This window comes from Aeromonas sp. DSM 116730, assembly GCF_046581335.1.
GTDB lineage: Bacteria > Pseudomonadota > Gammaproteobacteria > Enterobacterales > Aeromonadaceae > Aeromonas > Aeromonas rivipollensis.
The window spans coordinates 819,949-832,742 of sequence record NZ_CP144265.1; the positions used below are offsets into that span (position 1 = coordinate 819,949).

Here is a 12,794-nt window from a genome sequence, read left to right on the forward strand (position 1 = left end):
GATGAGCATTGTCTCAATTTTGTTGTCGCACATTTAGCCAGACACATTATGATCCCCCTCCTATCCATACGGGAGTTAACTATGCTTTGCCGCTGCTATCGCCTCATCCTGTTGTGCTGGCTGGCCTGCTGTAGCCAGGGGGCGACTGCGGTCGAGACGCTGCTGGACAAGAGCGCCTTAACGCCCTCCGGGCAGCAATGGCTCTTCACCCACGATGAGCTGGTGGTCGGCATGCCGGCGACGGCCTGGCCCCCCTATATCTATACCGATGGCCGGGGAAACTTCACCGGCCCCCTGGATGCCTTTGCCTCTCAGATTGCGGGCAGCCTGGGTCTCGAGCTGCGTTATCGCACCTATGCCAACAATACGGCGGTCCAGCAGGCGTTGCTGGACGGCAAGATTGACATGGTGATCGGCGTGGCCCCCAGCCCGATCCGCAAGCTGCAGATGCTGTTTACCTCAGAGCTGATGGCGCTGCCCCGCGCCGTTCTGTTGACCGGAGGGCGGGAGAGCCTCTCCCTGGAGGAGGCCTACGGGGTGCGCTGGGTCTGCGTCTTCGGTGTCAGCGCCTGCGATGAGCTGCTGCGCCTTGGCATCTCGAACCTGGTGACGGTGGACAGCCGGGATGAGGCGATCTTCATGCTCAAGGAGGGGAAGGCGGACGCCTATCTGGCCGAGCTGCCCATGTTGAGCCGCCTGCAGGCCATGGCGGGCATGGCGGTCACCACTGTGGACTGGATGAAGGATACCTCCCTCGCCATGGCGGTGGCGCCGGGCAACGAGCCGCTGCAGGAGCTGCTCGAGCGGGCGCTGGATGACATCTCGCCCGGCGAGCGTCGCCGCATCCTGGAGGCGGGGGGCATAGTTGACTATGAGCTGGTGAAGGGCAGCAAGGAGGTCGTCTTCAGCGCGCCGGAGCAGGCGTGGCTGCAGCAGCACCCTGTGCTCAAGTATGGGGTCGCCCCGGACTGGCCCGGGATGAGCGAGATAGACGACAAGGGCCGGCTCAAGGGGCTGGTTGCCGATCTGCTGGCGATGTTGAACCAGCGCGCCGGCCTGCAGTTCACCCTGGTGCAGACCAGGAGCTGGGCCCAGACACTCGAGCTGTTCCAGGCTCGCAAGCTGGATGTCATCCCGGCCATGACCCCGACCATGGAGCGCCAGCAGTTTGCCCGCTTTACGCCCAATTACGTCTCTTTGAATCGGGTGATAGTGGGCAGGCATGACATGGCGGAGCTGACCAGTCCCAAGGAGTTGAAAGGGTACAGGGTGGGCATGGTGGGGGGCTCGGTGGAGAAATCCCTGCTAAGCGAGGTGGGGGCCGAGCCCGTGACGGTCGCAAGCGATCCCGAGCTGCTGCCGCTTTTGGATCAGCAGAAGGTGGACTATGTGCTGATGAGCATGACCACCCTGGAGCAGTCGTTGCAGCGGGGCTTCAGCGATCGCTATCAGGTAGTCTTCTCCGGCAGCGAGTTGCGGGTTCCCATCGCCATGGCGGCCCACCTGCATGATCCCATGTTGCAGCAGATCCTGACCAAGGTGCTGCTCTCAATCCCCCCGGCGGAGCTGGTCGCCCTGGAGAAGAAGTGGCTCTCCCTGACCATACATACGGGGTTGGATCCGCACAAGGTGTTGCTCTGGTCCTCCCTGGGCGGGGGGATTTTTCTGCTCTTCCTACTGTTGTTCGTGGGCTGGAACCGAACCCTGCGCCGCCAGATCAGTCAGCGGCGGGAGGCGGAGCGTCGGCTCGAAGAGCAGCTGGTGTTCGTCCAGATGATGCTGGACGCCCTGCCCAACCAGGTGGTGCTGACCAATGAGCGCCATGAAATTGCGATGACCAACCTGGCATATCGACAGATGTTCCTGGGGGGCGAGAACCTGAACGGCTCCTATGAGAGCTTGCTCAAGGACAGGCTGCCTGAGGCCATCCGGGCCAGGGTGATCGAGGAGGATGCCAGGGTCTGGGAGAGCGGCGAGGAGTTCCACGGCCGCGGCGAGATCCAGCTCGCCGACGGAGTCGAGCATCAGATGATTTACACCAAGCGGCTGTTCGTCGGTCCCGACGGCAAGCGGCTCGGGATCCTGACCGTACTGACGGACGTCACCGAGCTGAGGCAGGCGCGTTCCGCGGCGCAGGAGGCGCAGACCCGGCTGACCCAGATTACCGACAGCATGCCGGGGCTGGTCTATCAGTATCACTGGCTGGGGCCGGGCAACGGCAGCTTCCTCTATACCTCCCAGGGGCTCAAGGAGATGCTGGGATCCGAGGAGACCGACGACAGCCTTCTGGGGCTGACGGGGCAAGCCCTGCATGACTTCGTGACCACGGTGGAGCGCCATGCCCTGACCATGCAGCCGCTGGATCTCGAGGTGGAGATCAAGCGCCAGGGACAAGCGGGCTACCTGCAGATCCGGGGCCACTTCGTGCGACAGGAGGGGCTGGAGGGGGTCATCCTGAACGGGGTGGTGCAGGACATCACCAAGCTCAAGCGCCAGGAGCTGGAGCTGCGTGAGGCCAGACGGGTGGCGGAAGACGCGACCCAGGTGCGCAGCCGGTTCCTCGCCACCATGAGCCACGAGTTGCGCACCCCCATCTCCGGCATGCACGGCATGCTGGAGCTGCTGCAGATGAGCTCCCTCGATGACGACCAGCGTTACATGCTGCGCAACATCTCGACCTCCACCAATCACCTGCTCTATCTGGTGAACGACATCCTGGACTTCTCCAAGATGGAGGCAGGGCAGCTGCAACTCAATCCCCATCCCTGCCGGTTGACCTCAGTCATCTGCGACGTCATCCGGGGTCATGCCACCCTGGCCTATGGCAAGGGGCTCAACGTGACGCTGGCGTGGGGGCCTGAGGTGCCGGATCACGCCAGCATGGACGCGGTGCGGGTGGGTCAGGTGATCTCCAATCTGCTGAACAATGCGGTGAAGTTCACCGAGGCGGGGGAAATTGCCATCCAGGTTGGCTATCAGGACCATCGGCTGACATTGACGGTGCGGGATACGGGGATCGGCATAGCCCTGGAGAAGCAGGTCAATCTGTTCACCCCCTTCAAGCAGGTGGAGTCCGACATCACCCGGCGTTTCGGCGGCACCGGGCTCGGGCTCGCCATCTGCCATCAGCTGACCCTGAAGATGGGGGGTAGCCTGGTGCTGGAGAGCGAGGCGGGGGTCGGCACCACTGTGACCTTCGCGATTCCCCTGGCCGAGTGTCGGTGGGACGCCCCGCCGCTGGCAGGTCAGCGTTGGTGGTGGTTCGGTGAGGACGAGGTGCTGCAAGCCGTGATGGAGCAACTCGGCGCCACACTTCACCCCCTGACCGCAGATCAGTGGCGTCATCCCCTTGAGGGCTACCTGCTGGCGCAGGAGAGCCGCCTGGAGCAGGCCCTTGGCAGTGGCTGGTTGCAGCATTTGCAGCAATCTTCCCTCAAGGGCATAGTACTCTCCCCCCATGAGGCATTGCGTGGCCGCATGGGCAGTGACGCCTGGTGGCGGATAGGCCAGTCTCCCATCTACCCGGACCTGCTGCTGGAGACCTGTCGCCAGCTGTCGAGCGAGCGGCCGAGCCAGCCGATGCAGATGCAGGGAGAGCGGCTCAGGGGCAGGGTGCTGGTGGCGGACGATCATCCCGTCAACCGTGCGCTGCTGACCCGCCAGCTCGCCATCCTCGGCATAGACCCCGAGGTGGTGGATGATGGGGAGAAGGCGCTGCGCGCCTGGCAGGGGCAGGAGTTCGCCCTGCTGCTCACCGACTGCCACATGCCGGTGATGGATGGCTATACCCTGGCGCGCACCCTGCGGGCGGCCGGTGACGAGGCGCCCATCATAGGTGTCACCGCCGATACCTCGGAGGAGGCCAGCCAGCAGATGCTGGAGGCCGGCATGAACGACATGCTGTTCAAGCCCTACAGCCTGGAAACCCTGCGCCAGACCCTGGCTCGCTGGCTACCGGCGGCCAGCCCGCAACAAGAGACAATGGCTCCCCGGCAAGCAGAGGTTCAGGCACCGGGAATAAGCTGGTTGACCCTGTTCGGGGACGAGGCGGTGGCGCGCAGCATGGGGAGGGAGTATCTGGAGGCCAACCGGCAGGATGGCGAAGACATGATGCTGGCGCTGGCCAGACAGGATACCCAGGCGCTGGTGGAGACGGCGCATCGCATCAAGGGGGCCGCCCGCATGGTCGGGCAGCAGGCCCTGGCGACCGAGGCCGCCCAGCTGGAGGCGGCGGCCAGGTTGAAGCAACTGGACAGACTCGACGAGCTGGGCCAGACGGTACAGGCATTGATGGACTCTATCAGAGGTGAAATGGAGTTATGGCTCGATGAATAGTGCACGGCATGAGTTGGTGATCATGGTGGTGGAGGATCACAACTTCCAGCGCAAGGCCCTGATGCACCAGATCCGCGGGCTTGGCTACGGCAACCTGCTGGAAGCCCAGGACGGAGAGGAGGCGCTGACCCAGTGTCAGCACCATCAGGTCGACATCCTGTTCTGCGATCTGCGGATGCCGGGCATGGATGGCATGGCCCTGCTGCGTCGACTCTCCCTGGGTGGCTTTCGCGGCGGCATAGTGCTGTGCAGCGCGCTGGAAGACGATGTGGTCGACGCCGTGCTGCGCATGAGCCGCGCCTACGGCCTGCAGGTGCTGGGGCGCATCGACAAACCCGCCAGTCATCAGCAGATAGCCCAGCTGATCGGCGCCTGGCAGCCCCAGCAGGCGCGTAGCCAGGAGGAGGACGGCCGCAGTCTGAGTCTGGATGAGCTGTGCCGTGCCCTGGAGCAGGACCAGCTGCTGCCCTGGTATCAGCCCAAGGTGAGTTTTGAAAACGGTCAGTGGGTCGGCATGGAGGCGCTCGCCCGCTGGCAGCACCCCGAGTATGGGCTCATCTCGCCGGCCCGCTTCATCCCGCTGGCGGAGCACAACGGGCTCATGGATCCGCTGACCGAGGTGATCATCGGCAAGTCATTGCGCGACGGCCACCTGTGGGAGAAGACAGGGCTCTCCCTCAACCTCTCGATGAACCTCTCCACCACTTCGCTTATCGAGGGGGATTTGTGCAATACCCTGCTCAATCACTGCCAGCGCTGGAGCATCAACCCCGAGCTCATCACCCTGGAGGTGACAGAGAGCGCCTTCGTCAAGGATCTCGGCAAGTCGCTGGAGGTGCTGACCCGCTTGCGGATGCACGGCTTCGGCCTCTCCATCGACGACTTCGGCACCGGCTACTCCTCCATGCAGCAGCTCGCCCTGCTGCCGTTCACCGAGCTGAAGCTGGACAGATCCTTCGTCGATCGCTGCTATGAAGATCCCTCCCGCCTCGCCATCATCGAATCCAGTATCGAACTGGCGCGCAAGTTGGGGTTAAAATCGGTGGCAGAGGGGGTCGAGGACGAGGCCACCTGGCTGCTGCTGGCCAGGCTGGGGTGCGATCAGTGCCAGGGGTTCTTCTCCGCACGCCCCATGCCACGCGAGGAGTTGCTCGTCTGGCATGACACCTGGCGCGAACGATTGCCCGCATTGATCGGGCGCTAATCAAGGGCAGGATGCCCGCTGCGACACAAGGATGGTCATGAAAATATCAAGCAAGCTGTTGTTGAGTTTCTGTTTTATCAACCTGCTCATCATTCTCTCCTCCGCCCTTGTCTACCATCAGCTCGGCCGGATTGAAGCCTCCCAGGAGGCCTTGCTGGGCCAGGCCCTGCCCGCCCTGCAACGGGACGAGGCGAGCCAGAAGGCCCTGATCGCCACCGTCTCCTCCCTGCGGGCCTACCTCATCCTCGGCAAGGATCCCGCGCAAGGTGCGCGCATCAAGCAGGAGTGGGAGCAGGCCTGGCATGCCATAGAGCAGCAGGGATTCACGCCCGCCCTGAGCCGCGCCCTCAAGAGTTTCAAGGGAGCTCAGGAGAAGGTGTGGGCCCTGGCCCATACCGAAGATAACCTGCCGGCCCACACCCTGATGCTGCTGGAGGCTGGCCCCCTGGCGGAGGCGGCCCTCGATCAGCTGCAATCCATTGCCAACGAAGAGGTGGCGACGCCCCAGGAGGCGCTGCCCGGCGATCGCCGCCTGCTGCTCAAGCAGGTGGGGGATGCCTACAACGGGCTGGCAAATGCCCTCTCCGCCCTGCGGGACTTCCTCATCTCGGGGGACAAGGAGTATCGCGACAAGTACCAGGACTACTACCAGTTCCATCTGCAGCGGGTGGCCGAGCTGAAACAGCAGCAGGCCAACTTCACCGAGGCGCAGAAGGGGTTGTGGACGCTCTTTGAGGAGATGTCGGCTCCCTTTGCCGAGCTGGTGGGGCAGGTGATCGCCAGGCGGCAGGCGCCGGACTGGGATCAGGCCAACCACCTGATGGCCACCGACATAGAACCAGCGTTGACCCAGCTGGCCAGTCAGCTGGCGAGCCAGGTGACCCAGACCCGGGGAGAAGTGGACAAGATAGCCGGCAAGCTGGCCGGTGCCAGTCAGGCCATCCACCGTACCCTGCTGCTGGCAACCACCAGCGTCATCTTGCTCGGCACCCTGGTGGCCCTGCTGTTCAGCCGCCGCCTGACCCGTGACATCGCCAGCCTGGTGAACCGGGCCGGGCAGGTCGCCGATGGCCGCCTGCCGAGGGAGCCCCTGCCGGTGCTGCGCCAGGACGAGCTGGGCGGATTGACCGGCTCCATCAACCGGATGTCGAGCCAGCTGCGCCAGCTGGTGGGGGAGATCCAGGGTGCGGTGGCGCAGGTGGAAGGGGCCGGCCGCGAGGTGGGTCAGACCACCAACGCCATAGTGGACGATCTGGCGAGTCAGAATCAGCGGCTGGATACGGTCGCGGCCGCCATAGAGCAGATGTCCGCCAGCACCCGGGACGTGGCGGGCAACATCGCCGATGCGGCCGGCGCGGCGCGTCAGACCGAGCAGCAGGCCAGGCAGGGGGAGCAGGCCCTCGCCCGCATGAGCGTCACCATGGCGCAGATTGCCGCCATGATCACCCAGGCCAATCAGGCGATGACGCTGCTTCGCAGCCAGAGCGAGCAGGTGGGCCGCGTCACCGAGGTGATCGCCACCATAGCCGAGCAGACCAATCTGCTGGCGCTCAATGCCGCCATAGAGGCAGCGCGCGCCGGGGAGCAGGGGCGGGGGTTCGCCGTGGTGGCGGACGAGGTGCGCCAGCTGGCCAGCCGTACCAGCCAGTCGACGGCGGAGATCAACCAGACCATTGCCAGCATACAGCAGCAGACCCGGCAGACGGCCGATACCGTGGGCAGCGGCACCCTGCTGGTGGAGCAGGGCAGGGGCGCCGTGGCCTCGGCCACCGAGACCCTGGCGGCCATGTCGGCGCTGGTGCAGGATCTGTGCGGCCAGCTCGCCGCCATCGCCACCGCGACCGAGCAGCAGTCCAGGGTGGCCCAGGAGGTGGCGGGCACTGTGGAGGAGATCGCCGGGCTCAGCCATCAGTCCAGCGAACACAGTCAGCAGGGGGAGCTGATCGCCGCCAGACTGACCCGGGAGACGGGTCAGCTGACCGCGGCCATCAGTCGCTTCGAGCTGGATGCCTGAGCAAGGCAGGGATGACAGAAAAGCGGGGCAGGCCTATGGGCCTGCCCCGTTTTTTTTCAGACCAGACGCTGGATGGTTAGTCCAGACGCCGGAAGGCCTGGTTGTCGAAGCTGCTGCTGGTTTCCTGGTTGAGCAGGCTGACCAGCAGGGGTATGGGGCGCTTCTCGCTGCCAACTCAGACCAGATGCTGGATGGTTAGTCCAGACGCCGGAAGGCCTGATTGTCGAAGCTGCTGCTGGTTTCCTGATTGAGCAGGCTGACCAGCAGGGGTATGGGCGCTTCTCGCTGCCGACTCAGTCCAGACGCCGGAAGGCCTGATTGTCGAAGCTGCTGCTGGTTTCCTGATTCAGCAGACTGACCAGCAGGATGGCCCGCTTCTCCCCATCCGGCTCCAGGTAGATGGCCTCGAACCCGGCCAGGGGGCCTGATTCGATCAATACCTTGTCCCCCTGCGTCGGCAGGCAGGCGTAGCTGGCGCGCGCCTCGTCGCTGTCGTCCCGGCTCATCAGCCGGTAGATCAGCTGGCTGCTGACGGGGCTCCACTCCTTGCCGAAGTGAATGATGCGGCTGATGCCGCGGGTGGACTTCAGGGTGACCGGGGTGACCACTTCCAGATCCACGTAGATGAACAGGTAGTTGGGGAACATGGGTTCACGCTGCGGGACCCGTTTGCCACGCCGCAGTTTCTCCACTTCCACCATGGGGTAATAGGATTCGACGCCTTGCGCCGCCAGATGGGCGCGGGCGCGGGCCTCTTCCTTGGGCTTGCAGTAGGCCAGATACCATTTCTTCATTGTTGTTCTGTTTTTTCGTGTTGCCGTGCTTCTGGCTATGATAACGGGGGCAAAAAAAAAGGCCACGCTTGGCGTGGCCTTTTTTACAGAGTGAGTGATTACCAACCTTTCACCAGGCCGCCCTTGAACAGCTCGGTTCCCTTCTTGTAGACCTCGTCGGTCTGGAAGGCCTGGACGAACTCCTTGACCTTCTCGTCGTCCTTGTTGTTCTCGCGGGCAACGATCAGGTTGACGTAGGGGGACTCCTTGTCTTCGACGAAGAGGCCGTTTTCGGTCGGGGTCAGGCCAATCTGACCGGCGAAGGTGTTGTTGATGATAGAGAGATCAACATCTTCCAGGGAGCGGGGCAGCTGAGCGGCTTCCAGCTCGACGATCTTGAAGTTGCGCGGGTTGCTGGCGATGTCCAGCACGGTCGCTTCCAGACCGGCGCCTTCCTTCAGCTTCAGCAGGCCCTGCTTCTCCAGCAGGATCAGGGAGCGACCCAGGTTGGTCGGATCGTTCGGTACCGCGATCTGGGCACCGTCTTTCAGCTCGGACAGGGCTTTGATCTTCTTGGAGTAACCGGCGATCGGGTAGACGAAGGTGTTGCCAACCGGCACCAGCTTGAAGCCGCGATCACGGATCTGGGCATCCAGGTAGGGTTTGTGCTGGAAGGCGTTGACGTCGACGCTGCCGTCGTTCAGGGCCACGTTGGGGGTGACGTAGTCGGAGAAGGTGACGACCTCGACGGTCAGGCCGTATTTCTCCTTCGCCACCTTGGCCGCAGTCTCGATCAGTTCGGTCTCGGGGCCGGCGATGGCGCCGACTTTCAGGGTCTTGCTCTCTTCCTTCTGACCGCAGCCGACCAGTACCAGAGTTGCCAGCAGCGCAGCTGCCGCGGATTTAATGCCCAATTTCATAAAAACCTCCTGTCAGAAATCGACGATTAACGATGATCACATTGTTTGACCAGGCGCTCACCCGCGCTCTGGATGAGTTGAACCAGTACCACCAGAATGACCACGGTGACCAGCATGACGGTAGGGTCAAAGCGCTGGTAGCCGTAGCGAATACCCACATCACCGAGACCACCACCACCGATGGCACCGGCCATGGCGGAGTAGTTCACCAGCGTGACCAGGGTGATGATGATGCTGTTGAGGATCCCGGGCAGGGCCTCGGGCAGCAGCACCTTGGCAATGATTTGCAAGGGTTTGGCACCCATGGCCTTGGCGGCTTCGAGCAGGCCGTCCGGCACTTCCATCAGGGCACCTTCCACCAGACGGGCGATGAAGGGGATGCAACCGACGGTCAGCGGCACTATGGCGGCTATGGTGCCTATGCTGGTGCCGACGATCAGCCGGGTCAGCGGAATGATGGCAACCAGCAGTATGATGAAGGGCACCGAGCGGCCGACGTTGACTACTATGCCGAGGATCTTGTTCAGCAGCGGGTTGGCCAGGATCTGGCCGGCCTTGGTCACGTGCAGTGCCACGCCCAGCGGCAGGCCGAGCAGGCAGCCGAACAGGGCGGAGGCAAACACCATGATCAGGGTGTCGCCGAGGGCTGTGATGAGCAGATTAATCATGGCTTCGGACATGAGTCATTACCTCCAGCTGGATACGATGGCTGAGTCGCCGAGGATTGGGCGCAGCAGATTAGTCATTGCTTCGGACATAGCCCATTACCTCCAGCTGAATGTGGTTGTCGATGAAGAACTGCTGGGTGGCCTCGCACTGGGCCTCATCCCCGAACAGCTCCGCCAGCAGGAAGCCGAACTTGACGCCACCGGCGTATTCGATGTCTGCGCTCAGTATGCTGATGTCGATGTTGAAACGGCGGCTCACCTCGGAGATGAGCGGCGAATCGACGGTGGCACCGGTGAAGCCGAGCTTCACCAGGGGATAGCTGTTGGCCACCCGCTCGCGGCTCATCCTGTCCTGATACTCCTGGGGCACTTCCAGGTGGATGGTGGAGTGGATGAAGTCACGGGCCAGCTGGGTCTTGGCGTTGCTGAAGAACCAGGCCACTTCCCCCTGCTCGATCAGGCGACCGTCGCTGATGATGGCCACTTCGTCACAGATCCCCTTCACCACGTCCATCTCGTGGGTGATGAGCAAGATGGTGAGCCCCAGCTTGACGTTGATCTCCTTGAGCAGGCTCAGGATGGATCGGGTGGTCTGGGGGTCGAGGGCCGAGGTGGCCTCGTCACACAGCAATACCTTGGGGGCTGGTGCCAGGGCGCGGGCGATGGCGACGCGCTGCTTCTGGCCGCCGGAGAGCTCGGACGGATAGGCGTGGGCACGGGCCTCCAGCCCGACCAGGGCGAGCAGTTCCTCGACCCTCGCCTGGATCTGCGCCTTGCTCCAGCCCGCCAGCTCCAGCGGGAAGGCGATGTTGGCAAACACGGTGCGGGAGGCCAGCAGGTTGAAGTGCTGGAAGATCATGCCGATCTGGCGGCGAGCCTGGGTCAGATCCCGCTCGCTCAGGGCCACGAGCTCCTGACCATCGACGATGACCTGGCCCTGGGTGGGGCGCTCCAGCAGGTTGACGCAACGAATAAGGGTGCTCTTGCCGGCACCGGAGGCGCCGATCACCCCGAAAATCTTGCCTTGTGGCACATGCAGGCTCACGTCACGCAGGGCGTGCACGGCGTCACTGCCTTTACCGTAGACTTTGTTGAGACCGATCAACTTAATCATGGATTCTTCCGTGCTAACAGCCTTAAAGCACAGGGCGCTACAGGCGGGTGAATTGGGCAGAGGTTTCACTGGGTTGCTCTGCCATCATGGAGGATGATGCTAAGATGTCCGGATGGCTGTGTCAACGCATGTTTCTACGTCTAGACGTCTAAAAAATGGATAAGGATTCCCGCTTCCTGACTAAGGGAAGAGGGGTAAATCGGCAGCTTCAATATTAGATTCTGATTTGAAATCATCCGTCCGAATATAACCTGGATAATCTTCCTTAACTCGATGATTCCCCCGTTTTGTCACGACCTATCCCTGGGCGCTGGCGGTCAGTTGCCAGCATGACAGGGAATAATCTCTTTGCTCCTTCCTCCTCGTTTTCTCCTTTTTCTTTCCCATCCCTTTGATGTAGAACAAAAAACGACCTATTTTATCCGGGCAGGGAGCGGCGTTTTTTTATACTGGCAGGAGGTGGACGGCAGGAGGAAGCCAAGATGCGATTTCAACAGATCAAGGACCTGATGCTTTACCTCGAGCAACTGCATCAGCAGCAGGGGCGCAGTTACGGGCGCCTGATCCCCCAGGTGGATGGGGAGCGCAGCCGGATGTTGCTGGCCTATCTGCAAGGGCGGGAGGACGCGGCGGCGGCCCACCTGCACGACTATCGGGAGCAGATGGGGAGCGGGGTCAAGGAGACCTGGCTGGATCAGGGATTTGGCGTGGATCTGCTGGCCGATTGCCAGCGTCTGGCACTGCCCGCCGGTGCCCGGCCCGACGAGATAGTGACCCTGGTGTCGCGGCAGGAGGAGAAACTCGTTGGCGAGCTGGGGCGCCTGGCCCGGGAGTGCCCCACGCCTGACACGGCCGCGCTGCTAGCCTCCCTGGCGTCCATGGCGCAATCCAGGTTGACCCGGCTGGTGCACGGGGCCCATCGGCTCGACGACCTCTAGGGCGCCATGGCAGAGGCCCGCTCAGGGCCTCTTGCTCCTTTGCTGGGGTAGGCTCAGCCCTCTTGCCGGGCCGCGCCGTAGAGGGCGGCCCCTATGATGCCGGCCTGGTTGAGGTTGGCCGCCGCCACCAGGGGGGCCCGGGTCTCTATCCGGTCGATGAACTTGTCGAGCTTGGCGGCGCTGCCGCCTCCCAGGATGAAGAGATCGGGGGAGAAGAGGAACTCGAGGCGGGCCAGGTACTTGTTGAAGCGCTTGCCCCAGCGGTTCCAGGAGAGATCCTCGCGCTTGCGCACCGCATCCGAGCAGTAGTGCTCGGCGACCATGCCTTCCAGCATGAGATGACCCAGCTCGGTGTTCGGCAGCAGCTGGCCGTTGACGAACACCGCAGTGCCTATGCCGGTGCCGACGGTGATGAGGATGATGACCCCCTTGCGATCCCGGCCCGTGCCGAAGCGCATCTCGGCCAGCCCGGCAGCATCGGCGTCGTTGAGCACGTGGCAGGGCAGGCCGGTCACGTCGGCGAACAGGTGGGCGGCGTCTGTCTCGATCCAGCTCTTGTCGATGTTGGAGGCATTCTTGGCGATGCCGTTGTGGATGGTGGCGGGGAAGCCGCACCCTATGGGCCCCTTCCACTGGAAATGCTCGACCAGCGCCTTGAGGGTGTGCGCCACGGCGGCCGGGGTGGCCGGTTGCGGCGTGGCAATGCGGTGGCGCTCGCCAATCAGTTCGCCAGTCTCGGTGTCCACCAGGCAGCCCTTGATCCCGGAGCCGCCAATATCTACTCCCAACATCTGCATCCGAATCTTCCTTTTATTGTGCCTATGGTCA

At 63.1% G+C, this 12,794-nt stretch carries 9 protein-coding genes; 4 read left to right on the plus strand and 5 right to left on the minus strand.

Annotation, left to right across the window (positions count from 1 at the left end):
• The first annotated feature begins 81 nt into the window (after positions 1–81).
• From Aeroheme_RS03990 to Aeroheme_RS04000, 3 genes are read left to right on the plus strand one after another with little or no spacing between them, the layout of a single operon-like run.
• A complete protein-coding gene (locus tag Aeroheme_RS03990) occupies positions 82–4,335 on the plus strand; it encodes a transporter substrate-binding domain-containing protein (protein ID WP_411166721.1) in 4,254 nt (1,417 codons plus the stop codon).
• Positions 4,328–5,539: an EAL domain-containing protein gene (locus Aeroheme_RS03995; protein WP_163155708.1), complete on the plus strand. Its 1,212-nt coding sequence runs from the start codon at positions 4,328–4,330 to the stop codon at positions 5,537–5,539. The genes Aeroheme_RS03990 and Aeroheme_RS03995 overlap by 8 nt, the downstream gene beginning before the upstream one ends.
• Before the next feature lie 37 nt (positions 5,540–5,576).
• Complete coding sequence (locus tag Aeroheme_RS04000; protein WP_411166722.1) at positions 5,577–7,553, plus strand: methyl-accepting chemotaxis protein; 1,977 nt, start codon at positions 5,577–5,579, stop codon at positions 7,551–7,553.
• 293 nt (positions 7,554–7,846) lie between these two features.
• Here the strand turns inward: Aeroheme_RS04000 and rfaH are convergent, their stop codons facing one another.
• From rfaH to metN, 4 genes are all read right to left on the minus strand, one after another.
• Entirely contained in the window at positions 7,847–8,347 is a 501-nt protein-coding gene (gene rfaH, locus Aeroheme_RS04005; protein WP_106885915.1) for a transcription/translation regulatory transformer protein RfaH, read from the minus strand.
• A 98-nt stretch (positions 8,348–8,445) separates the two neighbouring features.
• Positions 8,446–9,246: a methionine ABC transporter substrate-binding lipoprotein MetQ gene (gene metQ, locus Aeroheme_RS04010; RefSeq protein WP_106885916.1), complete on the minus strand. Its 801-nt coding sequence runs from the start codon at positions 9,244–9,246 to the stop codon at positions 8,446–8,448.
• 26 nt (positions 9,247–9,272) lie between these two features.
• Positions 9,273–9,926 (minus strand): methionine ABC transporter permease, encoded by a 654-nt coding sequence (locus Aeroheme_RS04015; RefSeq protein ID WP_005327310.1) that lies wholly within the window; start codon positions 9,924–9,926, stop codon positions 9,273–9,275.
• A 58-nt stretch (positions 9,927–9,984) separates the two neighbouring features.
• The gene (gene metN, locus Aeroheme_RS04020; protein ID WP_411166723.1) at positions 9,985–11,028 is read right to left on the minus strand and encodes a methionine ABC transporter ATP-binding protein MetN; all 1,044 of its coding nucleotides are present in this window, start codon (positions 11,026–11,028) and stop codon (positions 9,985–9,987) included.
• A gap of 482 nt (positions 11,029–11,510) precedes the next feature.
• On the opposite strand from metN, the gene Aeroheme_RS04025 reads away from it, so the two are divergent.
• On the plus strand, positions 11,511–11,966 hold the full coding sequence (locus Aeroheme_RS04025) for a hypothetical protein (RefSeq protein WP_411166724.1): 456 nt from the start codon (positions 11,511–11,513) through the stop codon (positions 11,964–11,966).
• A gap of 53 nt (positions 11,967–12,019) precedes the next feature.
• Here Aeroheme_RS04025 and ppgK read toward each other — a convergent pair whose 3' ends face one another.
• Positions 12,020–12,763 (minus strand): polyphosphate--glucose phosphotransferase, encoded by a 744-nt coding sequence (gene ppgK / locus Aeroheme_RS04030; RefSeq protein WP_411166725.1) that lies wholly within the window; start codon positions 12,761–12,763, stop codon positions 12,020–12,022.
• Positions 12,764–12,794 lie beyond the last annotated feature (31 nt).